Consider the following 23,612-nt stretch of genomic DNA (forward strand, 5'->3'; position numbering starts at 1 on the left):
GCGCATTCGAAAACGTGGCGCGGATTAGGGCGCCTGCCGCTCTACCGCTTCACTGACCTTCTCGGCCGCCTTGCTTGCTGTGTCAGCAGCCTGGACCGCCGAGTGCGATGCCTCTTGCACCTTCACTGCGGCGTCCTGCGTCTTCTCGGCCAGGTTGCTAAGGCGGAGGTCACGCTTACCCAAAGCGGCATCATAAGCGGCGCGCACTTCGGCAAGCTGCTTGGTCTGTTCGGTGCCGGCCGACCACACGCCGGCCTGGTATCCAAGTATCGACCCGCCAGCTACCAGCAGCAGCGCGATAACCCAGACCTCTGCTCGCCTCCACCAGTGGCGGGCGATGAAGTTGATTGCGCATCTGTCCATCAGTTGACGCCTCCCAGCTTGGTTCGTAGGCGAGCAATCTCGTCGCTCTGCGAGGTAACCGTTGCGGTGAGCTGTGCAACCTGGCTTGAAAGGGCTTCGATTTTCCCTTCCATCCGCCCTACTGCTGCGGCGAGCTCGTTGCGCTCCTTGGCGAACTGGTCGGCGCGGGCCTCGGCGGCATTCGCCCGGGCTCGCTCAGTGTCGAGCAGCTCGTTGAGCCGGCGGACTGTGCCGATGTCGGCGTTATCCATGGCTCGGTCGGTCGCGTCTTTCGAGAGGAATTTCCTCAGCCACAACAGACCACCGAGCAACACAGTGCCGGTACCGCCAAGCCACGCAAACGTGCCAGGGCCCAGGTCGTTAGGATCCATCGCCACTCCATAGAGAAAGGTGGCCGAGGTACGACCTGTACAAATAAGTCAGCTCCAGCAGCACTCCCAGCTCGGAGCAATGGGTGTGGTGGAGCCGAAGACGAAAAGGCCTCGCGCGATGGCGAGGCCTGAAGAGATGCGCGGCCTGAGCCGCGCGGTATTACTTGAGGCCGCACTCACGCGGACCTGCATTCAGGTCGACTTAAGCGACGGTACCGTCCGCGTTCAGATAGTCCCAAGTGACATTGACCATCTGGTTGAAATCGTTACGAAGACCGATATAAACACCCAGACCCGCCGGAACTTGAAATGGCTCAGTGCGGCCATTGACATCAGGAGTGAAAGCCCTAATTTTAGTGATATCACCACTGACCGGAGGCGTGGCACTAAGTACAACGGTGCCCGCACTCAAATTCAAAGTGCGCAAAATCAATCCGTGTACGTTTTGCTCTGGGCCCACAACTTTATAAGGACCAAGAGCACCGTTCACGCTTACGCCTACGAAGTTTTTACCGATAGTTTGCATAGTCATTTTTTCACCTATTGAGTCGAATGATTTGTCGCGGAGGATTCCGCTTTCATGTCGCTCAAAGGCGATTGCTCGGGGCTCGTGGCCTTCGCATGATTCAACGTCCCGCATCGGGAACATTTGATCTGGAGCTCTGTAAACCCACCCGTACGGGCGAGAAGTCTTTTGCAGTTACCGCATCTGAATTCTTTCAACATCTGCAAATTCCTTTTGCTGAATCACCCTTCCAGTGGGCAATAAAAACCCGGCACATTGGCCGGGCTCCGTGACGTAACTTGTATTTTCTGAATGCTATTTCGCGCCGCCGTTCCCGCGATCGGTCTGAGCGTCTTGGTCTGAACCTGGATTACCCGGCGGCGGGTTCCAGTCCTCTGGCTTCTCACCAGTACCCTGCTTTGGCTCTGACTCGGCCTGCTCAAGGCCAGAGTCATGACCTTTACCAGTGTCAGGCGCTTCCTTTCCTGGTCCTGGGTATGGCGCTGCAGGACCGTTATTGTCTTCCACCATGAATCACCTCCTGTCTGAAGCGCGATATGTGCGCCTACTTCTGAGAGCGGCCGATTTGATGGGAAGTGCTGTCCACTCGACGAATGGAAAATGAATCCTAGGCCAGAAAGCAGAGATAATTGCAGGCAATAAAAAGCCCAACACAGTGGTCGGGCTTCTGATCCAATCCTACACACGCAGGAACAACAGGATGAATGGATAATGGCTCATTGGCTCACCGCCCGTCAAGCGACTTCTGTTGCAATAAGGCCTTCTCGCTCGAGAATGTGTTGAGCCTCAATCAGTGCCAAGTCTAAGCTGCTCTCCAGCGCCTTCCGAATGTCACGTCTCCATCGCTCCTGCGTCTTGATCGGGTGCGGCTCGTTCGACCAGTTATCCATCTCGTACCAGCCGGCCGGCAGGACGTTGGTGGAGCGCTTGCCGTCGACGCCCGGGAGGCGAGGCAAGGCCCAGGTCACCACGGCGCAGTGCAGGAACCTTTCCGGCGCCGGGGAGCGCATCACGCGGGTCAGTTCTGCAATTGCTGCGTGCTTGCGCTCCGTGTGGGTGGAGAACTTCGCCACTAGGGCGCGCCAGTGCTCGACCGACAGAGACTTGTGCAGCCGGCCGAACACCCAGCAATCGGTGAGAAATGCAGCCTCCCTGCCGACAATCTCCCCCTTCTGCTTGGCGCACTGAACCTTCGGCTCAAAGTCGCAGCCGCCGGCGGAACTGATGGTCTCGGCCGCAAGGGCGCGAACTACTGCTGAAACAACGTTGCGATAGGTCATGCGGCTTCCCCTTTTTTCAGTTCTCTGGTCATTGCTCGATATTTGGCCTTGATGGCCTTGATCTCTTCCACGGTGCACTTGCAAGGCGCGTGCAGGCCTTCCAGCCATGCCACCTTCTCGGCGCCGATGCGCAGCACCAGGCGAATGCGGTACTCCACGGCGTTGCCGGATAGGTTGCGGTTGCACTTCACACACTGCCGGTGAATGTTCAGCGGCTCGAAGCGCAGCTCCGGGCAGGCGCCAACGGATCGGTAATGCCCAGCGTCCCACCGGCTGCCGGTCATGAGGTCGTTGTCGTTCGGCGTCGAGTCGCAGCTGATGCAAGGCAGGTGGGCGTCACGCAGGCGCACGTATTCGTTCACTGCCGCCTGGGCTTCGCGCAGATGGTCCGCCCTGCTCTTCAGCTTCTCCTTGCGGACCTTGATGTCCTTGCGCTCGATGTCGGCAAGCGCCTTTCGGGCCTTCGGCTCATGCCTGGGCGCGTCGATGATTGCGCACGCCGGGCTGCACACCGCCTGCCCCATCCGCGAAGGGACGAATGAGGCCCCGCACGCAGTGACACGGCATTTCTTCGGTCTGGGTTGCTTCCGTTCAATAGTCATGCTGCCTCCTGGCTAAGCAGATCAGAGAAGTACACGCCCTGCGGAGCAAAGCGCGCGACGATACGGTCGGTGTAGGCGATGCCCTGGGCGCGGTTAAAAAGGCTGGTCACCGGGAAGCCGTCCGGCCCGAACAGGTGGCACTCCCCCATCATGTCCAGCTTGGTTTCGTACGGTAGGTGACGCATCACGCGGTACCACTCAGCTTGGAAGCCGGCATCCTCGTTCAGCAGGATTTGAACGCCGATGTGCAGCTTGCAGTACTTGCGCGCCTCGGCTGGGTCGCCCAACTGAGTCATCTCGGCGATGCGCTTGTACATGGCGAACCACAAGCGGTTCTGGTCAAGCGTGCGGTCCTTGCCCGGGCGAAGGCTCACCACCACGAAGTGCTTGTCCTCGAACATCCTGGACATCCGGGTGATGGCCTCGGTGAGCATGGAGCGGCAGTTGACGCTGATCTTGTCTGTCATGTCCACACCCTCCGCGAGAGCAGGAGAATGGCGCCAGATACCACCAGAGCGGCGAACGCATATCCATGATGACCGGAAAGCCCAAGTGCAGCGCCAACGGCAGAGAAGACCAGCCCGCAAATTCCAACTGTGCGCCTCATGACTGCTCACCCTTGCCCATGGCGGCGTCAATACGCTGATCAGCGTGACGACAGACCTTCGCACCCATATCACGCAGGATTCTTCCAGCACACTCACTGTCCCGCAGCCACCGATACCTTTCAGCATGCTTGCGCAGCGCTTCGTTCTCAGCTTTCAGCTCAGCATTCACCCGCTCGTAGGCTTCGTAGCCGGTGCGTAGGCCGGCGACTTCGGCGCGGAGCCTGGCGATCTCAATCTGTTGTGCGTCGTCGCCATTGATGACCTCGCCGTGCAGGTCGATCGCGCTGCGCAGCGAAATCTTCGCGATGCGGCCGGCCTTCATGTTGATGAACACCGACTCAGGGGTAGAAATAGCCGCCAGGACCCGCTCGTTCTCGGCGATAAGGGCCAGGAGTACGGATGGTTTTGCTACCGTGTAGGCATGCCCAAGCGAAAGATGATGCTCGGCCATCCGCTTCAGTTCGCTGTAGTCAGCCATGGAAAGTGTCCTCTTGCTCAAAGTCGGCAAGGTGGTCAAGGAACTCTTCTTGCTCCTTGACTTGCTTTTTCAGCAGCGCTGCGTGGGAGGCTTTCCAAGCCCACCATGCGAAGTGGAGGGTGCTGGTGCTGTAGGTGTCGTCACGTCGGCTCAGGTACACCGCCAGCACGGGCTCTTTAGCTTCCAAAGCAACAGCGGTCTCAAACTCTTCACGCATTTTGTCGCTCATGCCCGCTTCTCCCCTGCTTCTGCGATCAATGCCATGCGCTCTAGGCGCTCTTCGGCTTGACTGGCGAGATTGGCTAAGTCCGCCTCATCCACCACCGGCATGCACACGAAACGAATGCCGTGCCTGACGATGGTGTTAGCCATCTCAAGGGATTGGCGTAGCTGTGCTGGGTTTGGTCGTTTCATCAGAAGCCCTCCTTGCCGCGTTGCGATTCCCATTCGAACGGTATGACGATCACCCCGCCCTCCCGCAGCCGATCAATGCAGCGCTCGCCAATGGCAGCCGGCAGCGACTGCCCGTCCAGGTTGGAAACGATCACCGTAGGGCGCAGTTCTTCGTACCGGCCGTTGATGATTGCGAACAGGGTCGTCAGCTCGAAATCGCTGGGCTTCTCCTTGCTGACGCCGATCTCGTCCAGGATGAGCAGCGAGGGGCTGATCAGGCTCGACAGGATCTGGCTTTCGCTCTGGTCGATGGAGTGGTCGTAGGTCGCACGGATGGCCTGCAGCACGGCGCCGATGGTGCGGTACACCGCCGTCGCACTGGACTTGGCCATGATCTCGTTGGCGATCGCAACGGACAGGTGCGTCTTGCCGGTACCGGGTTTTCCCAGCAACAACAGGCAGCGGCCACTCTCGGCGATCTCCGAGAACTCGGCGGCATACCTGCGACAGGTGTTCAGCGCCTTGCGTTGTTCTGCAGTGGTGGCGACGTACCCGTCCAGGGTCTTGCTGGCGAAGCGCTTGGGGATCAGCGCAGCGCCAAGCTTGCGCTCCATCGACATGCGCAGTTCCATTGCCTTGTTGGCTTGCTGCGCAGCTTCTGCCTTCTCCTGGATGATCCGTCCACACTCAGGGCAGCCGCTTTTCAACTCTCGGCCCAGCACAGGGAAAACCTTCTGGTCGTAGTCGCCATGGGTTTCACATTGGGCGGGCTGAGTGCGGGCGCCTGGCGGCAACTCCGGGGTTGGTTGGATGGGTTCAGATCGCATAGGTGCCATCCTCCCGCTGAGTCAGGCCGGCGGTGTAGTCGCGATCAGAGAAACCGGTGTGGCGAGATTGCGGGAACTGGTGGACGTTGCTGGTAGGCTTCACCTCGTCTTCCCAGCGCTTGCCATTCAGCCAAGTCGCAGGGTGCGGGATGAATTGCCCGCCGTCCTTGGTCCAGGCCGGGCAGACCACCTGCTTGGACAGGCCCTCGGCGATCAGGGCGAATAGGTCATCAGTCACCTTGAGCCTCTTCCACGCCTTCTCGGCTGCCGCCTTGCCCTTCTTGTTCGGGTACAGCTTCCAGAACTTCGGGAACAGGTCGTCACTCGGCAATGCCGGAGGCGTTGACGGGGTGAGGGAATCAGGGATCAGGGATCCGGAATCAGGAATCAGAGAATCAGCCGGAGCGCTTCCGACAATGGCAGAAGTAGTTCCGCCAAAATCGGTAGTGATACAACCCTCTGACACAGAAGGGATAACTGACTCCGGTTCATTACGATGCGGGTTCTGATGTTTGTCGAAGTTCTCGACCTGGATAAATCGCTTCGTGCCGACCGTGTACCGAGTGATGAAACCTTCCGATGCGAGCCAGAGCAAAAGCCCTTCGGTATCGATGCAGTCGCGATAGGGGAACAACTCACCCTTGATGCGCAGAGGTCGATCCTCAAGACGACCCGCCTTGTCAGCGAGCAACCAGAGACCTTCAAACAGCAGGGTCAGCATTGGATCGGCCACGCCCAAGACTTCATTTTTGAACAGGGCTGGCTTTATGTTGCGTGCGCGGGCCATTACTTGGCTCCTTTGCCGACAAGGCCGGCCAATTCAAGGAAGCGATCCACGTACCAGTGAGGTTGCGTCTCGCGGGGGCATTGAGGGCTGGTGAGGTTCTTGCCATAGGCCAGGCCCTTCTCGGTCACGGACCAGAAGTCCACCATTTCCTGCTTGGAGTTTTTGCGCTGGAGGACCTTGATGAAGCCGTGAACCTCCAATGCAAGGTTGAAGGCGCGGCCTGTGCTGGCGATGGCGTGATCTTTGATCAGGGCGGTGATTGCCTTGGTAGGCATCGAAGAGCCGCCAGCGGCATCTGGTGCCTCGTCCACGGCATAGCCCGGGAGGAATTTGGCGTCCAGACCGTTGTTGGCGGCGATCTTGGCCAGCATCATCATCTTGCTGGAGTTCGCAGGCTTCAGCAGCCGGTCGAAGCATTCCAGAATCGCGAGCTCGCCGACGATCTTGGAGTTGTTCGGGCCTTGGGCAGAAAAGGTGCCGGTCTTGCGAATGCTCGGCAGGACCTGGCCCACGACCCACTCTTCGAACTTCTCGGCGGCCGGCAGCTTGGACTTCATCACCAGCCGGTACAGGTCTCGCTCCGGGATGATGGTCATGAAACCACCACCCTGTTTCGGGGTAGTGGTCGCGGCCTTGCAGTGACGGGCTACGGCATTCTCGGGTTTGGAGTAACCGAGGGCATCAGCGACGTCCCGGGCAACAAACCACGGATCACCGAGCTTGTCGGTAATGACTCGGATGGCGGCGCCGTCGAAGTCGAACGGAATCACTGCTGAATTGCGCGCCACGTTTTCAGATTGCGAAAAACGTGGCGCGAGATTTGTGGGGCTATTGATCGATTCGGTGTGTTCGTGCATGATTCGCTCCAGTTGTTTACTGCTGTAGAAAAAGCCGACCTCGTACGTCGGCTTTTTTGTGTCTGTAATTCAGGCGATGGATTTCAGTGCAGGCTTACCGTTGATCAGTGCCTCAGCCTTGCGGCGCAACTCCCCCGCCTTCGCCTCAACCTGACGGCACTGCTTGGCAAAAGCTGGCAAGTGCGGCAGGTCCTGCTCGCACATCACTTGGTCGTCAAACACTTCGCTGCCGGTGTCGATCACATCGCCCAGGGCGCGGATCAGTGCGCCGAAGCTTTTGTTCGCGCATTGGTCGCTGGTCATCTGGCGGGCGCCGGTCAAGCCGTGGCGGCTCGCCAGCTCGTTCAAGCAGTGATCGCGGTATTCAGGTTCAAGGGCATTGACCCACGACTCTTCAAGCCAGGACGGCATTTCCTGATCGCCGGACAGCCAGCGCTGAACACGCTTGAGCCAACGACCCGTGGCCTTAATGAACTCGCCCACATCGTTCAGGCGTGCCAGCTCTACGAAGTCCGGGACTTTCGCGTCGTTGATCTTCGCGGCAGGCACGGTCAGGTAGATCTCGCGGCTCAGCGCTTGGGCGAAGTCGTCCTGGCTCAAGCTGGTGCGGGCGATCTGGTTTTGGGCATGGGCGACCAGCACCTGATCACGGGTTTCTACGGTGTGTCTGGAACTGGACGTTTGCATGGGGACAGCTCTCTTCTAATCTGGCTTCAATGGAACGGCGGACAGGGATGTCGCTTACGCTGCCTGCGGCCTTTTCACCCTTGGCGGGTAAAGGTCTGGGCGCAGCTCAGAGCGATGAACCCCGGTTAATTTCTCGATCTCCAGCACTCGCTCAGCAGGAACGCGCCCGGTGGCGCACATCTTCTGCACTGCTTGTGGCGTGACCTTCAGTGACCGGGCTAAGGCGGATTGGCCGCCGGCAGCTTTCGCGGCCTTCTGGATTGCTGTCTGCGTCATACGCACCTCAAAGTTACAGCTACAACCTAAGGTTAACCCATGGACGTATTTATCTACAACTCAAATTCGCAATTACATCTACAACCGTTGTTTGTATGATTCGGCGATGAAAAATATCGGTGAGCGCATCGCGCAAAAAAGAGAGGCGGCAGGCCTTAGCCAGTCGGAGTTGGCCCGTCGTTTGGGGCTGAGCCCTCAGGCTGTCCAGAAGTGGGAGGCTGGCGTCTCTACGCCGCGCAACAGCAAGCTGGGCGACCTGGCTGAGGCGCTTGGGACTTCGATGGGCTATCTGATAGATGGTGGTCCCGGTGAAGCAGGCAGAAACGCACCCGACTCGAATGCCAGCTCCATGAAGCCCATTGATGGTTGGGACGAGAAAACCCCGCTCGACGATGACGAGGTTGAGGTTCCGTTTCTGCGAGAAGTCGAACTGGCTGCAGGATCGGGCCGGTTCGTGATCCAGGAGGACGAAGGGGAAAGCCTTCGCTTCCGCAAGAAGAACCTTCGCGAAAACGGCGTTCAGTTCAGCAACGCCAAGTGCGTGACGGTCCGTGGCAACAGCATGACCCCAGTGCTGCGCGATGGCGCAACGGTGGGCATCGACTTGGGCAAAACGAGCCTGGGCGACATCATTGATGGAGACCTATATGCCATCAACCACAACGGCCAGATGCGTGTTAAGCAGGTTTTCCGGCTCCCGTCAGGAATTAGGTTGCGGAGCTTCAACCGCGACGATCACCCGGATGAGGACTATAGCTTCCAGCAGATGCAGGATGAGCAGATCGGCATCCTGGGGCACGTTTTCTGGTGGGGTATGTACGCCCGCTAACCAAAAGGAGTCGGCTATGTCCCTGACCAAGCCAAACCAAGACCTCAAGCGCGACCTGCAAGGCGTCGCCTCCGACCTAAAATGGTCAGCCGTAGAGCTGATGAGGATTGCGGAGCGGCTGAGCTTGGCAGGGAATGAGGCAGACGCCCAGGCCGTGCTGAAGATGTGCACCGTGTTTCATGCGGACGAGGATCGGCTGGCGGGTTATGCGGATGAGGTGAAAGCTGGTCGGATAAAACGAGAAGCGGAATAACGCCTATGATTGCTTGGCGAGAGCAGAGCTTTTGGAGCAAGATTTGGGTCTGGGCTTGGTTAGCATTCATGGTCGTCTTTACCAGCTGCACCGGCGCGTTCTGGCTGGGTGATGGTTCATCTAATCGCAAGCGAGTCTTCAGCCCTGGCTTCGTTGTGCTCTGCGCCATCGTGGCTGTGGTTGAGCTGATTGCGCTGAACCACTTCTACGGCGCGGGCGGATGAGGTGAAGACGCGGAAGATAAATCGAAGCAAGCCCTCGTAGGCGCGTGGCTTGGAGTGGCGGGAAGCTATAGCTGTATTGCACTAGACATTCGCTTGATACAAGCACAACTCTGGACAAAGCCATGATGGGCAACTCCGGCCAATGGAAAACAATGAGAAGGGATCGTCATGTCTGATTTTGTGCTTCTAGTCGAGCATTCTGTAAAATATACGAACAAGCAGCCGCTAGCGGTAAAGGATGTAATAGACTCACTTTCTGCCCTAGAAAAGGTATCGGTTTACTTTCTTCCTGAGGCGCTTTCAGAGCTAACCGGTGCGGGTGTGATGTCAGCAGAATTGCTGATTGAGGGTTTCCAGCACGGATCGTTTATTGAGGACACGCTTATCAAGCTGGTCTTCAAGAACAAGGAAGAGATGGACAAGTTCTTGGACAGGGTTCGTGAGGGCGGAAAGAATGTGTACAGAAATTTACCCGGCAACGGAAGCCCGGTCTTGAAAGGCGCGGTAGCCGTGACATGTGTAGTTGGCGCACTAGTCGCTGCTGGTGCTGGCTGGGCTATCATCAACAAAGCGCCTCCATCCCCCTCCCCTGTATCCCTAAATATCACCGACAGCACTTTCGTCGTTATAGGCGCGGAATCGTATTCCATGTCGCCTGAAAAATTCGCGGAAGTCATCGAGAAAGTCGGTTCCACCGACAAGAAGAAGCTCGCTCAGGCGGCGGTGAAAATTATTGCGCCCGCCAAAAAAGAGGAAGGCGCTACGGTCGTGATGGGTCAGGAAGACAGCCTTTCTATCCCGGTCGAAACTGTTGAACAAACACCAGACGCCATTGATTTTGAGCCATTTGAGATCGATGAGCCTCACCCCGACGCAGACGTAGAAATTCGGGCGACTGACCTGGACTCTTCGAGCAAGGGTTGGGCCGCCATAATTCGCGGCCTTGTGGATCGAAGAGTTAAGCTGGTTTTGGAAGACGGGGTTGACCCTCAGAGCCTGGCTGGAAAATTTAAAGTCCGCGCTGACGTTATAGTAAAATTCCGCATGTCTGCTAAAACAAAAAAGATGGAGCCAGTATCTATTACGATTCAAAGAATGATCGAAGACTAGAATTTTGTTGAATCACCCAAAAGCCCGGCCCTGCGCCAGGCTTCTTGTATCTGGCATCTGAACTGATAAAATCTTCGCCCCTCTCGAACGGACTCGTTTTCATGCACCTATCCTCGATGCCACTGGCCTTCTGCGCCCTCTTCACCTGCATTTCCTTCACCGCCCAAGCCGAAACCCAAAAAGAGAGAGACCTCCACTGCGCGGCCTACTACGAAGTGCTTTCAGTAGCTGGTGACCAGCCAGACATAAGCCGCAGTCAGTCCTCAAGAGCCTCCTATGTACTATTGGTGCATGCTGGCTATACCCCGGAGGCTCAGGAAGAAGTTGCGCAAAAAATGGTGGAATTGCACAAAGAGACACCAGGGCGGATGACGCCAGCTAGCACTGCCAAGCTGCGTGAAAAATACGACGCCGAATGCAAAGTCCTTCTGAAGGCCGCCATGTGAAGATCCTGGTGCTTGTGAGAGCTGTTACCTTGGCGGTAGCAGCATAAGCAGCCATCATCGAGCCCGGCCCAGCGCGGGCCTTCCTGTATCTGCCCTTCCCTACCTGCCAATGGTGGCTGTACGCCACGAATGGTAAAGTGCGCGATCAATTCAATGGATCAGGTTTACGATATGGATAGTGGGAGCCCTTGGGCTGGCTTTGTTCTTCTTGTGGCTGCCTTTGTCATCTATTTCCTGCCTACGTTCGTTGCTTCGAATCGCAAGCACGTCAACTTCACCTCGATCTTTCTGGTGAACCTGCTCTTGGGGTGGACATTCCTGGGCTGGGTTGCAGCCTTGGTGTGGGCATCCTCAGCAAACACGGAGAAACCTGCAGAAAAATGTGCGCCAGGCCTTACCGTATCCGGTGATCGCTCCTGCCCTTACTGTGCCGAGACGATCAAATGTGCGGCGATCAAATGCAAGCACTGCGGCACCGATGTCGAGCCAGTAGCCGCCCCGCGCCTTAAAAATGGATGGGTCGCATCAACTGCCTGTCGTGACGAAGAAGAGCAGCTGCGGACAATAGAAGCCATTCACGGCGCCGGGCTTCCGGCTGTTTCGATGATCGGCCTGGCCGTAGGTGCCGGCCCATTCGAAACGAAAGAAGAAGCCAAGCAAGCCCTGGCCACGATGCGCGACGGGCCCAGGCTATTCAGCGAGATCGTTTATAGGGACGCGGTGAGCGGCAAGTATCCCCCCATTACCGACTGACAGCCGAGAGTCACCAGAGCCCGCCCAGTGCGGGCTTTTTCATGCCTGCGATTCGGACCTACAACCATGACAAACCCCATCGACAACTTTAAATCGAAAAATCTACAACCAAAAAGCTTGCAAGCTGTAACTTATGGTTGTAGATTTAACCCATCGCAGCGACACACAGCCACTGCGAAGGGCCTCCGCCCGCCGCTCTTTGGTTTCACCCCTTGCCGGATCACCACCGGCCCAGATTCAAAGGCAGCGATGAACCGGCCTAAACGGTTCAGAGGGTTGGCAACTGACCCGGGCGTGCAGCGTAAAGCGCCAAGAACAGTTATCCAGCGGGAGAACAAGCCGAAAGGCCCGCGGCTGGAAGAACAATCGAATCAGGTCGGCGACTGACGCCAGTAGCGGGAAGCCGACCAGCAGAAGATTTCACGTCAGCGCCTGAATCGGGCGCTTTCGGAAGCCAACTGAAAAGCTGCTATCGACGCTTACCCATGCCCGGCGCTCCCCCGCTAACAATCTGAACCCATCCTTTAGGCATGGATCGATGCGGAGCGGAACTTAGATGAGTTTCGTCTATGTCTTTGGTGCACACGGGGCAGAGAGTAGGCGGTTTTTGCCATTCGATATGAATTGAAAACTTGCTTTGACATCGCCAACAGACCTTTCTGACCCATTTCGATTCGGGCTCCTTGATAGAAGGCTTCGTTCGCTTTGGTGGTGAAACAGACTTTTCTTTTTTAGCTGTCTTGCTGGCTTTTTTTGCCTCTTTGATCGCCGATTGAGCGGCCTTGCGACTCTGCTTAGTGCCCTTTTGCTTTGCGACTTCTCGAAGCTCGATAATTTTGTTGAGTCGCGCAAATTCCAATCGAAGTTCTCTGGTTAGGTCATCAAGATCATAGTCAGCCTTATATGCCAGAGACCGGACTACATCTTCTTCGATCTCCTTACGCTTGCTGGCAGCGCGATCAGAAAAATATTGCTCAGACTCTTTGCTGAATGCATCCCGAGACATGTGCGGCGCAGTCTCGCCCTCGCCGGATTTTCTTATGAGCTTCAATCGCTCGATCTTATCGCCATCCATGTGGAACCCCGATCCCTGACCATGCGGGCAGAGTAGCAATTAGCTGGCACTGAGCGCCAGGTGAGTAATTCCAATGTCGAAAAACCCACAGATTTACTGATGCCGCTTCTATGAGGCGGCATTGGAAATCAACGGAGGACGTGAAATGAACCTGACTCTTGAATCCGCAGTGCAAGCCATTGCCCAGGTGCAAGCTGCCTACAACTGCTCTGACCTGGAGGCGATCACCAAGATGCAAGGCGCCGCCGCTAAGTCTGGTGACGAGGCATCGTTGGAATTTCTTTGCCAGATCAAAGCAAATCTTCTTTGCCTGTGACAGGGCTCCACCACGCTTAAGCAGCCAACATCTGAATCGACTAAGGGACAGATCATGACAATCAATGAACTAAAAAAAGCCGTTCGCGAATTTTACTCCGACACATCACGCAGCCGACCAGAGACAAAGGAGGCGCTTGAAGAGTTGTACGACGATATCGAGTGCTACATCGAAAGCCTTGATGACTGAACAACCAGCGCCACGACAGCCTGTCGTTAACTGCCCGATCCTCTCTAAGAGAGCGCATCGGGGTGTGATTTGGAGTTTGCCTCGGTGGAACAGGGGCGCCCTGCGTGCGGGGTGGTGTCGACTAGGTAGCGCTGCCGAAATCGACGTAATTCTTTTGGGTTCGAATCCCTACCAAATCACACCCCGATGCGGACGAAACTGCGGCCTATAACCGCCCACCTGCATCACCGCAACAAGCAGATGAATGCCCAGGCTGATGGGCAAGTGTAAGACCTGAGGGATCGCGGGAATCGTGGCCGGTAGAGTGAGTAAGCGCCCAGATGGCCACGGCGAGTCCAAGAATAAGCGGCTGAAACCTTCGCCCCGGTGAAACTCCGGTGTCACTAAGGCCGCTAATAGTCATGCCGGGATCAGCTCCGGTCATCTGCCCCCTTCCCCATCTCTACCCGTCAGCACTCCTCCCCCGCGCCCATCGGCAAACAGCGGGAGGCAAGAGTGTTGACGAATAAAGCTGAATCCACCACTGGAGAAAGTCATGAGCAAATACACGGAGGCGATCACGGAGGCGGTAAAGGCTCTGGAGTCTGCCGAAAAATCCCATCAGATCGCGTCCGAACGACTTTCAACCGTTCGCGGTCACGCCGGGCAGCAAGGCTATTCGGTCACCGTCAACGGCGTGACTGTGGCGGTATCGAGCTGCGACAGCCGCACTTATCAGGGAACGCTGATCCGCGGCCGGGAAATGATTCACCTGGGCGCCCTCAAGGCTCTTGGTGCAGAGCTTCAAACAGCCGCAGACCGCGTCCGGGACTGCCGGGCGCATTTGGCGGCAATCGTTACCGCCTAACCCCAAACACTGGAGGTCGTGATGAGCGATTTCGGATATTGCGAAGGCGATACCTGCCGCCGCAACGGCTGCAAAGGCGTCATCCAAATGCGCAAAGCAGAAAACTGCAGCTGCCATATCAGCCCGCCCTGCTCCGCCTGTACGGCGCCGCGTCACTTCTGTGATGCATGCGAATGGGATGAGGCGGACGACGAGATTATCAATGACTTCATCGTCAACGTGGATAAGACCACCGGCAACTATCGGAGCTGGGAGCCAAGGCCACTTGACCCGACAAAAATCGACTACCGGATCAAATCACACACCAATTCATCGCAGATCTGCGAGGGCGTTTATCCCGAAGGTACCCCCCGGGAAGAAGTGCAAAAGCTGGTGATTGGCACCTTCGGTGGTCGCTTCGAGCACTTCGGGAAAGGGAAATTCAAGTACATCGCTTACACCGACTAACGCCACCCTGGAGGCGACCATGTCTGCATTACGCAAGACTCAGTTTCTGCACGACGAATTACTGCCGCCTCCGGTGAGCGAAGACGACCTGGCGGAAGTCGAGTGGATCGACGCGAACGCCGAGCGCCTGATGCTGGGCTATCGGGTGGAATGGGGGTTCAGCAAGTCCGACAAGGGCGAAGTGACCCAGGCCATGTTCGCCAAAGCGGTACAGGACCACGTCAACCAGCGCCAGATTGACGGTGCGGACAAGATCGACGCACTGGGCCAGCTGGTGATCCACGCTATGGGATTCGGCAGCGCCGGCCTGATGCTGGACCTGGCGATTTACCTGCTGGGGTCTAAAACGGCCCTCAAGCAGATTTCGGTTGACCTGCTTGAGCCTCACGCAGCGATAGCTGTCCAGCTGCAGGAAGAGCAGGACGAGCTGGAGCGGAGGGTCGGCTTTTGAGCCCCCACATCCTGATCGACGAGGCTCTCGAAGCCTTGGAGCATCCCAGCAGCGAGCAAGGCGCCCAGCGCGCCGTCCTGGCGATGATCACCAGGATGATGGAAGGCGAAAACATTTCCGTCGAAGAGTTCAACCACTACTGCAAGCGCCTGCTCAGGATCAGCCAGCGGCGCAAGGAGACTGCATGAAAACCATGACCCTGGCCTTTACCCACAAATCCTGGCTCGGCGCCCTATCGCTTGCATACGACGCTGGTATCGAAAACGTCCACGCCTGGAGTCGCCGAGCGTGCATCTGCAATGAGTGGACTGTCGCATATGAGGTGAAGGCATGAAGCTCAACAGGTTCGACGCAACAGACACCGCGCGCATTCGTGCAGCGCAAAGCAAACGCAACAATCGCATCGAGCTCAACTATCGTAACGAGGCCGCCCAGGGGCGGGAGCCCGATGGTTTGCAGCGAATCGGCAACGCTTGGAAAGCAGAGTGCAGATCGTGCGGGAATGACTACGTGTTCGACTGCGATGCGCGTGAGTTCAACCCCGAATACAGCTACTGCGGTGGTAGCGAGCGGTGCATACCATGACGCCCCGCCAAGCAATCCGCATCACCTCGGCCATCGTTGGCCTGACCTTCATCACGGTCGTTTTCCTGGGCCCCGCCATCGGCGGCCTGATCACTCAATAAATCATTTCGCACAGCGCCCACCGCAAGGATGGCGCGGGAGATAGTCATGCTCGCAGCAATCGCAGACCGCATCCGTTCCAAATCCTATGAACTTCCGCTTTCGCGGGATTACGTGCGCCACTGGGGCCTGAAAGAGGCGGTGCGCGAGCTGATCCAGAACGCCCTGGACAGTGAATCCCCGTTTGAATATGCCTTTGCACAAGGCCAGTTGTTCATCACCAGCCGATTCGCGCGGTTGGAGGCCAGCACCCTGGTGCTGGGCAGCACTTCCAAGTCCGACCGCGACGACGCGATTGGCAGTTTTGGCGAGGGCTACAAAATCGCCATGTTGGTGCTGACCCGCAACGGCTTCGGCGTAACAGTCCTCAACGGCAACAAGCAGTGGGTTCCCGAGTTCCGGCACAGCGACCAATTCGATGCCGAGGTGCTTTGCATCAACGAGACGCCGGCGCACCGGCCGAATCAGGGCGTTGAGTTCATCATTTCCGGTATCACCTCAGAACATGAGGAGCAGATCCGCGGCATGTGCCTGCGGATGCAGCCTGCGATGAGCGACGTGATCGGCAGCAAATACGGCCACATCCTGCCATCGCGTCCGGGGAAACTGTACGTAGGCTCGCTCTACGTGTGTGACACCGAGCTGACCTACGGCTACGACATTTTGCCTGAGCATTTGAAGCTTGAGCGGGACCGGCAGACGGTCTGCGGATGGGACCTGAAACAGGTTTCGAAAAATGCCTGGATCGACACCGGCCGGCTCGACGAGGTGGCAGAAAAGATTGAACAGGGCGTGCCGGATGTTGAGTACGTCGAGTACGGCAGCACCGAACTGGTCAAGGAGGCGTGCTACCGGCTCTTCCAGAAGAAGCACCCCGGCGCGATTGCCGTGAAGTCTCAGGAAGAGCTCACGGCCCTGGTGAAAAAAGGGATGACCAACACCGTGGTCGTTCGCAGCGCCTTCCACTCGCAAGTTGCCAACTCAACATCCTATCGCGAGCAGATCACCCACATTGTGGCGATCCAGACCCCACGGGAGGCTCTCGAAGAGTGGTACCGCGACAACAAAAAATACATGAGTAGGCTGCCGGCCGTGTCCTTCAAAGACCTGGTTAAGCGCTCCGAAGATTGGAGAACCAAGTGATGACCGACAACACCAGAATTTGGGATCAGGTCGAAACTACTGACCCCGAAGTGACCAAGAAATTTACCGGCGCAGGCGGGTTTAAGGGCACCGCTATCAGGCCCACGTACCTGATGCACCGAGCCACAGAGCTGTTCGGGCCCTGCGGTGAAGGCTGGGGCTGGACTGTTCTTGAAGATCGCTTCGACGAAGGCGCCCCGCTCCAGGCCCCCACGAAAGAGTGGCCCGGCGCGCCGATGATCTGCGCGAAGGTGCACACCGTAAAGGTTGAGCTCTGGTACACGGGCAAAGACGGCCAGAAATGCACCATCCAGCAATACGGCCACACGCCTTTCGTATACCTGCAGCAGGGGAAAATCCTGACTGACTGGGACACCGCTAAAAAGTCCCTCACCGACGGCATCGGTAAGTGCCTGCAAGCATTGGGCTTCGCGGCTGACATTTACCTGGGCATGTTCGATGACCCCAGCTACGTCGACACCATCACCGAGGTGTTCGCACTCGAAAAAGCGGAAGACAAGGACGCTGAGCAGCTGCGCCAGAAGCAGGAACGCGTGGACTGGCTCGCATCGGCCGTCGAAACCATAGGCAAAGCCGTATCACTTCACGAATTGAATCTGGTCAACGTGAAGTATCTCCGCGAAGCAACACGCCGGAACGAAGCGGCTTTTATCAAACGTATTACGAAGGCTTTCGAAGATCGAAAGGCGCAACTCGAAAAGCCCGATGAGGAAGCAGCATGACCAATTTATACAAGCTCACCGGCCAGCTCGCTGAGCTGCAAGCCATGTCCGACACAGATGATGAGGGCCTCAAGGAGGCCTTGCAGCACGCCATGGACGAGATTCAAGGCGACTTCAACCTCAAGGCCGACAACATCGTCATGCTGCGCCGCAACATTGAAAGCGATGTAACGGCCATCGAAACGGAAATTGAGCGCCTCACCGAGCTGAAGCGCATCAAATCCAACGTCATTTCCCAGGTCAGCGATTTCCTGCGCCGCAACATGGAAGCCGCCAACATCAAGTCGATCAAGCGGCCGCTATTCACCATCACCCTGGCGGTGGGCAGCGAGCGGGTAATCGTCGACAACGAAGATGCAGTGCCTGATGAACTGACGACAGCAACATCGAGCATCGCCCCAAACAAAAAAGCCATCGCCGCCAAGCTAAAGGAGATCCGCGATCACAACGCGGTTGTGCGCAAGCGAATGGACGCCGGGGAGGATGCAGAACACGAACTGCTCGAGGAGCCGAAGTGGGCGCACCTTGAGCGAGGCGAAAGCTCGATCCGCATTAAGTGAGGCCATCATGATCAGCATCCATCTGGGCATGTTCGAGCAACAGCAACAGCACGCCAAATCAATATCCGAGCAGGTCGCTCAGCACCTGGCGGCCGGGGGCCGCATAGAACACTTGAAGAGCCCGCCGGACAACCCGAAGCCGCCTCGGCGGTCTGAAAAATAGACCCTGAAACGGTCCTCAAGCGAAAGCCAAAGGGCCTCACAGCTGCGGATCGCAAAGCGCTGCGGCTGATGGCGAATTCGCTATGAGCAAGCGCAAACCGCACAACCTCAAGGCCCGCATTGAACGCTCGTGCCGCGCCCTCCTCGCCACAAATCACGTCGCGGTGGTGAACATCGACCCGAGCGGCCGCCAGGGCATGGTCAATTACAAGTCGCTGAAAAACATCCCGCCCGGGAAGATAGGCCAGGCCGTTTGCGGAATTCCTCACCGATGGACGATCTACCTCAGCGCCCTGTGTATCGACGCCCGCGGCGACCGCTACAGCAAGTCGGTGGAAGTCGCTCCGGATGGCAACTACCTCTCCGATCACCTGGAAGACGTGATCGAGCATTGCTACAAGAAGCTCCGCGACGAAGCCAACCAGAGCCAGATGGTAGCCTCGGGCTGGATCGCCATCCCTGAAGCGATATCGTTGGACGAGGCGCACGCCGCGCGGATATTTGAAGCGGTCGGCGCCTGGAACCAGGTGAAGGTCGAGCCATGCGCCGCGTAGCCCCCACCGATCAGAACGAACGAACGGCCAGGCTCGCAGAGAAGCGTAAGGAACTGGGCGAACAGGAAATACGGCACACAGTTCAGTGCGGCACCCGGGCCATGCTCAGCGAGTTGATGAACTGGCACAAGCTCAAGGAAATCAGCGAGGCCGTCCAGTTGCTGGTTTTAAATGCAAAGCCCAAGGAACTGCCGCCGGCGTCGCCGAAAGTTTCCGGCCCGTCGGAGATCATCCGGCACTACTTCAGGCAGGGCATGCGCGACAGGCTGGACAGTCTCACCGCAGACCTGGGGGAGGCAAAGCACTCGCGCACGATCCAACGCCTCATAGCGCATGCCCACTCGCTGGGCCCCAAAAAATCTGCTCCGCTGCTGGAAATTAAGCGCCACAAAATCGACGTATCTGAAAACGTGGCGCGCAAACTGAGGCAGGCAGGCTTCGCCGAATCGCTCCAAATGAACGCCGATGACGACGGCGAGAACGATTGATCAGCCCAAAAACTCGCGGCATCCAGGAACGGCGTTTGGCTAAAGAGCCATTACCCGGTCAACTATTTCACGGCCTCTGGCAAGGGCGGCGCTTTCCGCCTTGTTCATATCGGTGTACTGCTCTTGAAGCAATTCACGAGTCCCCTTGACCTCTGAGCCAGACTCAAAAATCGCTAATTTGGCGACATAGTGTGTCATTGAGCAGTTAGCGTCTTGGCGATTTGTCTTCACTGGACCGAACACTTCGATTCTTATCTCGTGATTGAGGTAGTCCTCGTAGTTGGTGCGCAGAGTTGGCTCGATGGACATAAAAGCTCTCACAAAAATTCCGGCCCGATGCCGGTGACGTGTAATACCCCACCCCAAACTAAATTGCCACCACCGGATACGGAGGGCGGCGCCTATCTGAGGTAAATACAATGCCCGTACGCCACAGTGCAATCCACAAAATCGACAAGAAGCCCGACGGCAACCCGGCGGTGCTGCATTTGGCCTCAACTGAGCAGGTTGAAAGCCAGGCCCGTGATGATCTGATGCAGCAGTTCAACGAAAACTACAACGCCACCGCCGGCAAGGCCTGGGGGTTCTTTCACGCCGAGTCGGGCGCCCATCCGCTGAGCGGCTGGCTCAGCGAATACCTGGCAGGCGGCTCCACCTTCTTGGAGTTCAGCACCACCGCGGTGGAACACCTGACCAAGCTGATGGAAGAATCGAACCTTTCCACCGGTGGGCACGCGCTCTTCTGCCATTACCAGCAAGGTATGACCGATTACCTGGTCATCGCCCTGGTGCAGGAAACCGAAGCGGTGACGATGACCGAAGAGCTCGCACTGATGACGGTGAAGCGCCTTGACCTGGACCATATCTGCCTGGCTGTACGCATCAACATCAGCGAATGGCAGAACAACAAGCAGTCGAAGCAGTACATCTCGTACCTGAAGGGTAAGCAGGGCCGCAAACTCAACGACTATTTCCGCGATTTCATCGGCTGCCAGGAAGGGATCGACGGCCCAAGCGAAACCCGGACCTTGCTCAAGGCGTTCAGCGATTTTGTTGAAAGCGAGGATCTGCCGGAAGAGTCGGCGCGCGAGAAGACACACACGCTTGTGAGCTACTCCATGGCCCAGGCCAAGCTGGGCGAGCCGATCACCCTTGGCGAGCTGTCGGAGTTGATCGACGAGGACCGCCCGAAGCACTTCTACGACTTCATCAAGACCAAGGACTACGGCCTGTCTGATGCCCTGCCACCGGACAAGAAGACCCTCAACAAATTCCGGCGATTCACCGGCCGGGCCGAGGGCCTGTCGATTAGCTTCGAAGCGCACCTACTGGGCGACAAGATCGAGTTCGACGAAGCCGGCGGCACGCTGACGCTGCGCGGGCTTCCAACTCAACTTACCGAACAGCTCAAGCGTGCCTCGTCCTGAAACCACACTTAGCGCCGCGCTCTCGTGGAGTCGGCGCCCGTTAGAGAAATACGGTCAGCGCATCATTACTTGTACTTCGTAGCCTTTACCGGTTGGCCAGTCTTCACGAATCACGTCGACTACACCCTTGCCCACCTTCGCAGAGCCATGCTCTCCCCGCTTTATTAGGGCTATGACAGGCTCGGGCAATGGAGCTCCAAGCGCTCGCTGAGACAATTTACTGGCGGCTGCAAGTAGGGCTTTCGTTGCGGGCCCGGACTGAGACGGCTGGTTATAGTTGAGCACCAGCTTCATCTCCATCACGTACTGGCTAACCCCGGTGACATAGAAAGCCAGGTTATTTGCCAGGCCTGTCGCCGAACCGATTTCCTTATAGTCACTTGCACAGCCAGAAGAACCATCTCCGTAATCGTCCACCCATTTGCGGCCCTTCAGTCCTACATCAGCAAGCAATGAGCATGCTTTTGCCGGTGTCGGTTCAATAATTTCCGCAAAGGCTGAAGAGGCGAAAACTGCAGCGGCAAGAAACAAAAGCGTTTTTTTCAAGATGAACCCCTTTTTCGGCTCCATGCCGGTCACCCGTAATACCCCATATCAGCGAACTGCGCCAGCAGGGTCAGTAGCAGGCAGGCCGGCCAGGTCGCGCCACTTCGCCAGGTCAGCGATCAGCTTAAGGCCTGGGCGCACCTCAGCTTCGAGCTCTTCATCAGCAAGGCTCAGCAGGCGGACAACCTCAGCGCCGATCAGGCGTATCGCTTCCACATCGGTTTTCGTGCTCATCGCAGTCACCGTCAGGTTTTTGCTGAGTGCAAATCATCAACCCAATTTACGAATCACGCCAGCCGGCGAGGCAGGCGCACGCTTGGAATTCAATATGACCATAACCTCCCCGGTCATCCGGTACCACGGCGCGAAGTTCCGGCTTGCGCCTTGGGTGCTACAACACTTCCCACCGCACACCTGTTATGTCGAGTCGTTCGGCGGCGCCGCGGGCGTGCTTATGCAAAAGCCACGGTCATATGCAGAGGTTTACAACGACTTGGACGGAGACATCGTGAACCTGTTCCGGGTTTTGCAGGACCAGGACTCACGATCAGGACTGGTCGAGCGCCTGGTATTCACGCCCTACTCCCGCGAAGAGTTCGAACTTTCCTGGGAACCGAGCGCCGAGCCGATCGAGCGTGCGAGGCGAACAATCATCAGGGCGCAAATGGGGTTCGGTTCCGCCGGCGCCACCAAGGGCGTCACCGGCTTCCGCATAGATACGAAGCGCCAGTACGGCACCGCCCAATCTCTTTGGGCAACCTATCCCGAACAGCTCGCCGAGGTTGGCCAGCGTCTGACCGGCGTGCTGATCGAAAACCGTCCGGCGATCGAGGTCATCAAAGCGCACGACGGACCGCAAACACTGCACTACGTCGATCCACCCTACGTGCACGACACCAGGTACAAGGGCGCATCCAGCGGGCGCTACTACAAGCATGAGATGGACGACAGCGCCCACCGCGAACTTCTCGCCATCCTGCTCGAGCTAGAAGGAATGGTCGTTCTTTCTGGATACCCCAGCGACCTCTACGCGGAGCTGCTGCCAGGCTGGGCCAGTTACAGCACATCCGCTCGCATCAGCGCCGCGCGCGGAACAGCAAGCCGAACCGAATGCATCTGGCTGAACCCTGCCTGTGTCGATCGCGTAAGCCAGATAGGCCTGGATCTAAGCTGAAATAACAGACCGTCAAATCACAGCTAATAACGTATCGACTATCGGAGTGAAATGACCAACAGAATCTCTAGCCGTTGAAATATGCGCTCCTGTTAATCCGTCAGCGCCGGTGCAATCATAAATCGGTTTCCTGGCGTCTTGAGAGTAAGGAATCAAGCTGTGAAGGTTGGGAATTCCGCCTAAGTCGAAGTTTCCATCTGACCAATGAAAAACCTGCCCTAACGGATCTAACTTGGCAACTATGTTCGCTTGAACAGCGCCCTCGATTTGTGAACCAAAAATATTCCATCCTCGCGTCATGCCAGTAGCATTTGCTCGGATATTATGTTGCTGTTTAACATAACCCAGAAAAGCAGGACGACCGGCAGGAAGTTGGATTCCGTGTGCAACATTATTCATATTGCATTGATCCCAACCCGCTCGCCATATTTCCAACTTACTACCGAGGTTTTCTGTACCTCTGATTGAGAACAAGTCGGGAGAAACCGGCACTACGAAATAATCACTGGCAGCCAATACAGCTCGATTCAGCGATCCTAGATTAGGACCAAGATCCATCAAGACAACGTCAGCGTTTACGGCGTGCGCACACCACAAGATATAACGATAAATGGCAGATTGAACGCGGAGAGAAAGTGGGTCGCCACCTCGAGCACTACTCCAGGTGTCACCAAGTCGATCTTCATACGAACTAAGTAGTACGTCACCTGGTATTAGGTATAAATTCTGATACGTGCCACCGGCGTAGGCTTTGTTCAGCCAAGTTGGTTGGCGCTGCCGGATGTCACCTAAGCCGCTATAAACCCTCTCAATTGCGTTCCAAATACTATTGCCGCGATCTGGCCTCCAACTCTTCTCAAGATCTACATCGCTAAGACAATAAGCAGAGAGATTGCATTGGCTATCCAGATCAACAAGCAAAACAGTTTTACCTTTGCGCTCCAATAGATGAGCGATATGGTAAATATAAGTGGTCTTTCCGACGCCACCCTTATTATTGAAAACACTAATAATTTTCATCGCCGCTCCCTGTATATCGCATTTTCCGAACGCAAAATGATCGCACATAGCCATCAAAATGTGTAGTTGGTTGCGAATTAAAGTGGACTCCATGTAACCAATTTCCCGGCCCTGTA

At 56.9% G+C, this 23,612-nt stretch carries 43 protein-coding genes; 23 read left to right on the forward strand and 20 right to left on the reverse strand.

From position 1 onward, the window contains the following. Positions 1-24: 24 nt before the first annotated feature. The 15 genes from TU75_RS22550 to TU75_RS22615 form a co-directional block, all read right to left on the reverse strand. Complete coding sequence (locus tag TU75_RS22550) at positions 25-363, reverse strand: hypothetical protein (protein WP_060550177.1); 339 nt, start codon at positions 361-363, stop codon at positions 25-27. Continuing rightward, positions 363-734 carry a DUF3450 domain-containing protein gene (locus tag TU75_RS22555; RefSeq protein WP_060550178.1) on the reverse strand — a complete coding sequence of 124 codons (372 nt, stop codon included), beginning with the start codon at positions 732-734 and terminating at the stop codon, positions 363-365. Before TU75_RS22555 ends, TU75_RS22550 begins: the two co-directional genes overlap by 1 nt. Before the next feature lie 202 nt (positions 735-936). Beyond that, a complete protein-coding gene (locus tag TU75_RS27475; protein WP_141719203.1) occupies positions 937-1,266 on the reverse strand; it encodes a hypothetical protein in 330 nt (109 codons plus the stop codon). A gap of 8 nt (positions 1,267-1,274) precedes the next feature. Then, the gene (locus TU75_RS27045; RefSeq protein ID WP_082630531.1) at positions 1,275-1,460 is read right to left on the reverse strand and encodes a Com family DNA-binding transcriptional regulator; all 186 of its coding nucleotides are present in this window, start codon (positions 1,458-1,460) and stop codon (positions 1,275-1,277) included. A gap of 534 nt (positions 1,461-1,994) precedes the next feature. Then, positions 1,995-2,540 (reverse strand): hypothetical protein, encoded by a 546-nt coding sequence (locus tag TU75_RS22565; RefSeq protein WP_060550180.1) that lies wholly within the window; start codon positions 2,538-2,540, stop codon positions 1,995-1,997. Further along, positions 2,537-3,142 (reverse strand): recombination protein NinG, encoded by a 606-nt coding sequence (locus tag TU75_RS22570; protein WP_060550181.1) that lies wholly within the window; start codon positions 3,140-3,142, stop codon positions 2,537-2,539. Before TU75_RS22570 ends, TU75_RS22565 begins: the two co-directional genes overlap by 4 nt. Next, complete coding sequence (locus TU75_RS22575; protein WP_060550182.1) at positions 3,139-3,609, reverse strand: hypothetical protein; 471 nt, start codon at positions 3,607-3,609, stop codon at positions 3,139-3,141. The genes TU75_RS22570 and TU75_RS22575 overlap by 4 nt, the downstream gene beginning before the upstream one ends. Before the next feature lie 136 nt (positions 3,610-3,745). After that, positions 3,746-4,228, reverse strand: coding sequence for a hypothetical protein (locus TU75_RS22580; RefSeq protein WP_060550183.1), 483 nt, complete (start codon positions 4,226-4,228; stop codon positions 3,746-3,748). Then, entirely contained in the window at positions 4,221-4,457 is a 237-nt protein-coding gene (locus TU75_RS22585; protein WP_060550184.1) for a phiTE_015 family protein, read from the reverse strand. The genes TU75_RS22580 and TU75_RS22585 overlap by 8 nt, the downstream gene beginning before the upstream one ends. Next, positions 4,454-4,642, reverse strand: a complete 189-nt coding sequence (locus TU75_RS22590; protein ID WP_060550185.1) for a DUF1382 family protein — start codon at positions 4,640-4,642, stop codon at positions 4,454-4,456. Before TU75_RS22590 ends, TU75_RS22585 begins: the two co-directional genes overlap by 4 nt. Further along, on the reverse strand, positions 4,642-5,448 hold the full coding sequence (locus TU75_RS22595) for an ATP-binding protein (RefSeq protein ID WP_060550186.1): 807 nt from the start codon (positions 5,446-5,448) through the stop codon (positions 4,642-4,644). Before TU75_RS22595 ends, TU75_RS22590 begins: the two co-directional genes overlap by 1 nt. Beyond that, positions 5,438-6,235: a hypothetical protein gene (locus TU75_RS22600; protein WP_060550187.1), complete on the reverse strand. Its 798-nt coding sequence runs from the start codon at positions 6,233-6,235 to the stop codon at positions 5,438-5,440. The genes TU75_RS22595 and TU75_RS22600 overlap by 11 nt, the downstream gene beginning before the upstream one ends. Continuing rightward, entirely contained in the window at positions 6,235-7,092 is an 858-nt protein-coding gene (locus TU75_RS22605) for a BRO-N domain-containing protein (protein ID WP_060550188.1), read from the reverse strand. The genes TU75_RS22600 and TU75_RS22605 overlap by 1 nt, the downstream gene beginning before the upstream one ends. A gap of 69 nt (positions 7,093-7,161) precedes the next feature. Then, positions 7,162-7,779: a hypothetical protein gene (locus TU75_RS22610; protein ID WP_060550189.1), complete on the reverse strand. Its 618-nt coding sequence runs from the start codon at positions 7,777-7,779 to the stop codon at positions 7,162-7,164. Between the two features lie 54 nt (positions 7,780-7,833). Further along, on the reverse strand, positions 7,834-8,055 hold the full coding sequence (locus TU75_RS22615) for a transcriptional regulator (protein ID WP_021491160.1): 222 nt from the start codon (positions 8,053-8,055) through the stop codon (positions 7,834-7,836). Between TU75_RS22615 and TU75_RS22620 the strand changes: the two genes are divergently transcribed. From TU75_RS22620 to TU75_RS28190, 7 genes are all read left to right on the forward strand, one after another. Next, positions 7,949-8,884, forward strand: a complete 936-nt coding sequence (locus TU75_RS22620; RefSeq protein ID WP_231981969.1) for an XRE family transcriptional regulator — start codon at positions 7,949-7,951, stop codon at positions 8,882-8,884. The two genes, TU75_RS22615 and TU75_RS22620, sit on opposite strands and share 107 nt — an antisense overlap. Before the next feature lie 16 nt (positions 8,885-8,900). After that, positions 8,901-9,137: a hypothetical protein gene (locus TU75_RS22625; RefSeq protein WP_060550191.1), complete on the forward strand. Its 237-nt coding sequence runs from the start codon at positions 8,901-8,903 to the stop codon at positions 9,135-9,137. A gap of 5 nt (positions 9,138-9,142) precedes the next feature. Further along, entirely contained in the window at positions 9,143-9,361 is a 219-nt protein-coding gene (locus TU75_RS22630) for a hypothetical protein (RefSeq protein WP_060550192.1), read from the forward strand. Between the two features lie 168 nt (positions 9,362-9,529). Beyond that, positions 9,530-10,471, forward strand: a complete 942-nt coding sequence (locus TU75_RS22635; protein ID WP_060550193.1) for a hypothetical protein — start codon at positions 9,530-9,532, stop codon at positions 10,469-10,471. A gap of 101 nt (positions 10,472-10,572) precedes the next feature. Further along, positions 10,573-10,917: a hypothetical protein gene (locus tag TU75_RS22640; protein ID WP_060550194.1), complete on the forward strand. Its 345-nt coding sequence runs from the start codon at positions 10,573-10,575 to the stop codon at positions 10,915-10,917. 153 nt (positions 10,918-11,070) lie between these two features. After that, positions 11,071-11,670 (forward strand): superinfection immunity protein, encoded by a 600-nt coding sequence (locus TU75_RS28185; protein ID WP_231981971.1) that lies wholly within the window; start codon positions 11,071-11,073, stop codon positions 11,668-11,670. Positions 11,671-11,736: 66 nt separating this feature from the next. Continuing rightward, a complete protein-coding gene (locus TU75_RS28190) occupies positions 11,737-12,057 on the forward strand; it encodes a hypothetical protein (RefSeq protein ID WP_141719202.1) in 321 nt (106 codons plus the stop codon). A gap of 82 nt (positions 12,058-12,139) precedes the next feature. Here TU75_RS28190 and TU75_RS22655 read toward each other — a convergent pair whose 3' ends face one another. Next, positions 12,140-12,745, reverse strand: coding sequence for a hypothetical protein (locus TU75_RS22655; protein WP_060550195.1), 606 nt, complete (start codon positions 12,743-12,745; stop codon positions 12,140-12,142). Between the two features lie 145 nt (positions 12,746-12,890). Between TU75_RS22655 and TU75_RS27815 the strand changes: the two genes are divergently transcribed. The 14 genes from TU75_RS27815 (at position 12,891) to TU75_RS22710 (ending at position 19,329) form a co-directional block, all read left to right on the forward strand. Further along, entirely contained in the window at positions 12,891-13,061 is a 171-nt protein-coding gene (locus TU75_RS27815) for a hypothetical protein (protein ID WP_169794364.1), read from the forward strand. 54 nt (positions 13,062-13,115) lie between these two features. Continuing rightward, positions 13,116-13,250 carry a hypothetical protein gene (locus TU75_RS28350; RefSeq protein ID WP_256097820.1) on the forward strand — a complete coding sequence of 45 codons (135 nt, stop codon included), beginning with the start codon at positions 13,116-13,118 and terminating at the stop codon, positions 13,248-13,250. Positions 13,251-13,785: 535 nt separating this feature from the next. Further along, positions 13,786-14,097 (forward strand): hypothetical protein, encoded by a 312-nt coding sequence (locus TU75_RS22660; protein ID WP_060550196.1) that lies wholly within the window; start codon positions 13,786-13,788, stop codon positions 14,095-14,097. 21 nt (positions 14,098-14,118) lie between these two features. Continuing rightward, complete coding sequence (locus TU75_RS22665) at positions 14,119-14,544, forward strand: hypothetical protein (RefSeq protein WP_060550197.1); 426 nt, start codon at positions 14,119-14,121, stop codon at positions 14,542-14,544. A gap of 19 nt (positions 14,545-14,563) precedes the next feature. After that, a complete protein-coding gene (locus TU75_RS22670; protein WP_060550198.1) occupies positions 14,564-14,995 on the forward strand; it encodes a hypothetical protein in 432 nt (143 codons plus the stop codon). Further along, a complete protein-coding gene (locus tag TU75_RS22675) occupies positions 14,992-15,183 on the forward strand; it encodes a hypothetical protein (RefSeq protein WP_060550199.1) in 192 nt (63 codons plus the stop codon). The genes TU75_RS22670 and TU75_RS22675 overlap by 4 nt, the downstream gene beginning before the upstream one ends. Beyond that, positions 15,180-15,329, forward strand: a complete 150-nt coding sequence (locus TU75_RS27490; RefSeq protein ID WP_156422792.1) for a hypothetical protein — start codon at positions 15,180-15,182, stop codon at positions 15,327-15,329. Before TU75_RS22675 ends, TU75_RS27490 begins: the two co-directional genes overlap by 4 nt. Continuing rightward, entirely contained in the window at positions 15,326-15,580 is a 255-nt protein-coding gene (locus TU75_RS22680; RefSeq protein ID WP_060550200.1) for a hypothetical protein, read from the forward strand. The genes TU75_RS27490 and TU75_RS22680 overlap by 4 nt, the downstream gene beginning before the upstream one ends. Positions 15,581-15,727: 147 nt before the next feature. Further along, positions 15,728-16,822, forward strand: a complete 1,095-nt coding sequence (locus TU75_RS22685; protein ID WP_060550201.1) for a hypothetical protein — start codon at positions 15,728-15,730, stop codon at positions 16,820-16,822. Beyond that, entirely contained in the window at positions 16,822-17,565 is a 744-nt protein-coding gene (locus tag TU75_RS22690; RefSeq protein ID WP_060550202.1) for a hypothetical protein, read from the forward strand. The genes TU75_RS22685 and TU75_RS22690 overlap by 1 nt, the downstream gene beginning before the upstream one ends. Then, a complete protein-coding gene (locus tag TU75_RS22695) occupies positions 17,562-18,125 on the forward strand; it encodes a siphovirus Gp157 family protein (RefSeq protein WP_060550203.1) in 564 nt (187 codons plus the stop codon). Before TU75_RS22690 ends, TU75_RS22695 begins: the two co-directional genes overlap by 4 nt. Positions 18,126-18,132: 7 nt before the next feature. After that, complete coding sequence (locus TU75_RS28375; protein WP_331716356.1) at positions 18,133-18,288, forward strand: hypothetical protein; 156 nt, start codon at positions 18,133-18,135, stop codon at positions 18,286-18,288. Between the two features lie 82 nt (positions 18,289-18,370). Next, positions 18,371-18,841: a hypothetical protein gene (locus TU75_RS22705; RefSeq protein ID WP_060550204.1), complete on the forward strand. Its 471-nt coding sequence runs from the start codon at positions 18,371-18,373 to the stop codon at positions 18,839-18,841. Beyond that, positions 18,829-19,329, forward strand: coding sequence for a hypothetical protein (locus tag TU75_RS22710; RefSeq protein ID WP_060550205.1), 501 nt, complete (start codon positions 18,829-18,831; stop codon positions 19,327-19,329). Before TU75_RS22705 ends, TU75_RS22710 begins: the two co-directional genes overlap by 13 nt. A gap of 39 nt (positions 19,330-19,368) precedes the next feature. Here the strand turns inward: TU75_RS22710 and TU75_RS22715 are convergent, their stop codons facing one another. Continuing rightward, positions 19,369-19,638 (reverse strand): hypothetical protein, encoded by a 270-nt coding sequence (locus TU75_RS22715; protein ID WP_060550206.1) that lies wholly within the window; start codon positions 19,636-19,638, stop codon positions 19,369-19,371. Positions 19,639-19,748: 110 nt separating this feature from the next. Here TU75_RS22715 and yejK point away from each other — a divergent pair, with 110 nt between their 5' ends. Further along, positions 19,749-20,756 (forward strand): nucleoid-associated protein YejK, encoded by a 1,008-nt coding sequence (gene yejK, locus TU75_RS22720; RefSeq protein WP_060550207.1) that lies wholly within the window; start codon positions 19,749-19,751, stop codon positions 20,754-20,756. A gap of 54 nt (positions 20,757-20,810) precedes the next feature. Here the strand turns inward: yejK and TU75_RS22725 are convergent, their stop codons facing one another. Next, complete coding sequence (locus TU75_RS22725; protein WP_060550208.1) at positions 20,811-21,326, reverse strand: hypothetical protein; 516 nt, start codon at positions 21,324-21,326, stop codon at positions 20,811-20,813. Positions 21,327-21,350: 24 nt separating this feature from the next. Next, a complete protein-coding gene (locus TU75_RS22730) occupies positions 21,351-21,536 on the reverse strand; it encodes a hypothetical protein (protein WP_060550209.1) in 186 nt (61 codons plus the stop codon). 94 nt (positions 21,537-21,630) lie between these two features. On the opposite strand from TU75_RS22730, the gene TU75_RS22735 reads away from it, so the two are divergent. After that, positions 21,631-22,476: a DNA adenine methylase gene (locus TU75_RS22735; RefSeq protein WP_060550210.1), complete on the forward strand. Its 846-nt coding sequence runs from the start codon at positions 21,631-21,633 to the stop codon at positions 22,474-22,476. 12 nt (positions 22,477-22,488) lie between these two features. Here the strand turns inward: TU75_RS22735 and TU75_RS27060 are convergent, their stop codons facing one another. Continuing rightward, positions 22,489-23,589, reverse strand: coding sequence for a ParA family protein (locus TU75_RS27060; RefSeq protein WP_231981973.1), 1,101 nt, complete (start codon positions 23,587-23,589; stop codon positions 22,489-22,491). Positions 23,590-23,612: the final 23 nt, after the last annotated feature.

It is taken from the genome of Pseudomonas poae, assembly GCF_001439785.1.
Taxonomy (GTDB): Bacteria; Pseudomonadota; Gammaproteobacteria; order Pseudomonadales; family Pseudomonadaceae; genus Aquipseudomonas; species Aquipseudomonas poae.

Excerpts from the sequence above, each read along its gene's own strand:
- TU75_RS22550 (WP_060550177.1), bottom strand. The coding sequence starts at position 363 with ATGGACAGATGCGCAATCAACTTCATCGCCCGCCACTGGTGGAGGCGA.
- TU75_RS22555 (WP_060550178.1), bottom strand. The coding sequence starts at position 734 with ATGGATCCTAACGACCTGGGCCCTGGCACGTTTGCGTGGCTTGGCGGT.
- TU75_RS27475 (WP_141719203.1), bottom strand. The coding sequence starts at position 1,266 with ATGACTATGCAAACTATCGGTAAAAACTTCGTAGGCGTAAGCGTGAAC.
- TU75_RS27045 (WP_082630531.1), bottom strand. The coding sequence starts at position 1,460 with ATGTTGAAAGAATTCAGATGCGGTAACTGCAAAAGACTTCTCGCCCGT.
- TU75_RS22565 (WP_060550180.1), bottom strand. The coding sequence starts at position 2,540 with ATGACCTATCGCAACGTTGTTTCAGCAGTAGTTCGCGCCCTTGCGGCC.
- TU75_RS22570 (WP_060550181.1), bottom strand. The coding sequence starts at position 3,142 with ATGACTATTGAACGGAAGCAACCCAGACCGAAGAAATGCCGTGTCACT.
- TU75_RS22575 (WP_060550182.1), bottom strand. The coding sequence starts at position 3,609 with ATGACAGACAAGATCAGCGTCAACTGCCGCTCCATGCTCACCGAGGCC.
- TU75_RS22580 (WP_060550183.1), bottom strand. The coding sequence starts at position 4,228 with ATGGCTGACTACAGCGAACTGAAGCGGATGGCCGAGCATCATCTTTCG.
- TU75_RS22585 (WP_060550184.1), bottom strand. The coding sequence starts at position 4,457 with ATGAGCGACAAAATGCGTGAAGAGTTTGAGACCGCTGTTGCTTTGGAA.
- TU75_RS22590 (WP_060550185.1), bottom strand. The coding sequence starts at position 4,642 with ATGAAACGACCAAACCCAGCACAGCTACGCCAATCCCTTGAGATGGCT.
- TU75_RS22595 (WP_060550186.1), bottom strand. The coding sequence starts at position 5,448 with ATGCGATCTGAACCCATCCAACCAACCCCGGAGTTGCCGCCAGGCGCC.
- TU75_RS22600 (WP_060550187.1), bottom strand. The coding sequence starts at position 6,235 with ATGGCCCGCGCACGCAACATAAAGCCAGCCCTGTTCAAAAATGAAGTC.
- TU75_RS22605 (WP_060550188.1), bottom strand. The coding sequence starts at position 7,092 with ATGCACGAACACACCGAATCGATCAATAGCCCCACAAATCTCGCGCCA.
- TU75_RS22610 (WP_060550189.1), bottom strand. The coding sequence starts at position 7,779 with ATGCAAACGTCCAGTTCCAGACACACCGTAGAAACCCGTGATCAGGTG.
- TU75_RS22615 (WP_021491160.1), bottom strand. The coding sequence starts at position 8,055 with ATGACGCAGACAGCAATCCAGAAGGCCGCGAAAGCTGCCGGCGGCCAA.
- TU75_RS22625 (WP_060550191.1), top strand. The coding sequence starts at position 8,901 with ATGTCCCTGACCAAGCCAAACCAAGACCTCAAGCGCGACCTGCAAGGC.
- TU75_RS22630 (WP_060550192.1), top strand. The coding sequence starts at position 9,143 with ATGATTGCTTGGCGAGAGCAGAGCTTTTGGAGCAAGATTTGGGTCTGG.
- TU75_RS22635 (WP_060550193.1), top strand. The coding sequence starts at position 9,530 with ATGTCTGATTTTGTGCTTCTAGTCGAGCATTCTGTAAAATATACGAAC.
- TU75_RS22640 (WP_060550194.1), top strand. The coding sequence starts at position 10,573 with ATGCACCTATCCTCGATGCCACTGGCCTTCTGCGCCCTCTTCACCTGC.
- TU75_RS28185 (WP_231981971.1), top strand. The coding sequence starts at position 11,071 with ATGGATCAGGTTTACGATATGGATAGTGGGAGCCCTTGGGCTGGCTTT.
- TU75_RS28190 (WP_141719202.1), top strand. The coding sequence starts at position 11,737 with ATGACAAACCCCATCGACAACTTTAAATCGAAAAATCTACAACCAAAA.
- TU75_RS22655 (WP_060550195.1), bottom strand. The coding sequence starts at position 12,745 with ATGGATGGCGATAAGATCGAGCGATTGAAGCTCATAAGAAAATCCGGC.
- TU75_RS27815 (WP_169794364.1), top strand. The coding sequence starts at position 12,891 with ATGAACCTGACTCTTGAATCCGCAGTGCAAGCCATTGCCCAGGTGCAA.
- TU75_RS28350 (WP_256097820.1), top strand. The coding sequence starts at position 13,116 with ATGACAATCAATGAACTAAAAAAAGCCGTTCGCGAATTTTACTCCGAC.
- TU75_RS22660 (WP_060550196.1), top strand. The coding sequence starts at position 13,786 with ATGAGCAAATACACGGAGGCGATCACGGAGGCGGTAAAGGCTCTGGAG.
- TU75_RS22665 (WP_060550197.1), top strand. The coding sequence starts at position 14,119 with ATGAGCGATTTCGGATATTGCGAAGGCGATACCTGCCGCCGCAACGGC.
- TU75_RS22670 (WP_060550198.1), top strand. The coding sequence starts at position 14,564 with ATGTCTGCATTACGCAAGACTCAGTTTCTGCACGACGAATTACTGCCG.
- TU75_RS27490 (WP_156422792.1), top strand. The coding sequence starts at position 15,180 with ATGAAAACCATGACCCTGGCCTTTACCCACAAATCCTGGCTCGGCGCC.
- TU75_RS22680 (WP_060550200.1), top strand. The coding sequence starts at position 15,326 with ATGAAGCTCAACAGGTTCGACGCAACAGACACCGCGCGCATTCGTGCA.
- TU75_RS22685 (WP_060550201.1), top strand. The coding sequence starts at position 15,728 with ATGCTCGCAGCAATCGCAGACCGCATCCGTTCCAAATCCTATGAACTT.
- TU75_RS22690 (WP_060550202.1), top strand. The coding sequence starts at position 16,822 with ATGACCGACAACACCAGAATTTGGGATCAGGTCGAAACTACTGACCCC.
- TU75_RS22695 (WP_060550203.1), top strand. The coding sequence starts at position 17,562 with ATGACCAATTTATACAAGCTCACCGGCCAGCTCGCTGAGCTGCAAGCC.
- TU75_RS28375 (WP_331716356.1), top strand. The coding sequence starts at position 18,133 with ATGATCAGCATCCATCTGGGCATGTTCGAGCAACAGCAACAGCACGCC.
- TU75_RS22705 (WP_060550204.1), top strand. The coding sequence starts at position 18,371 with ATGAGCAAGCGCAAACCGCACAACCTCAAGGCCCGCATTGAACGCTCG.
- TU75_RS22710 (WP_060550205.1), top strand. The coding sequence starts at position 18,829 with ATGCGCCGCGTAGCCCCCACCGATCAGAACGAACGAACGGCCAGGCTC.
- TU75_RS22715 (WP_060550206.1), bottom strand. The coding sequence starts at position 19,638 with ATGTCCATCGAGCCAACTCTGCGCACCAACTACGAGGACTACCTCAAT.
- yejK (WP_060550207.1), top strand. The coding sequence starts at position 19,749 with ATGCCCGTACGCCACAGTGCAATCCACAAAATCGACAAGAAGCCCGAC.
- TU75_RS22725 (WP_060550208.1), bottom strand. The coding sequence starts at position 21,326 with ATGGAGCCGAAAAAGGGGTTCATCTTGAAAAAAACGCTTTTGTTTCTT.
- TU75_RS22730 (WP_060550209.1), bottom strand. The coding sequence starts at position 21,536 with ATGAGCACGAAAACCGATGTGGAAGCGATACGCCTGATCGGCGCTGAG.
- TU75_RS22735 (WP_060550210.1), top strand. The coding sequence starts at position 21,631 with ATGACCATAACCTCCCCGGTCATCCGGTACCACGGCGCGAAGTTCCGG.
- TU75_RS27060 (WP_231981973.1), bottom strand. The coding sequence starts at position 23,589 with ATGGAGTCCACTTTAATTCGCAACCAACTACACATTTTGATGGCTATG.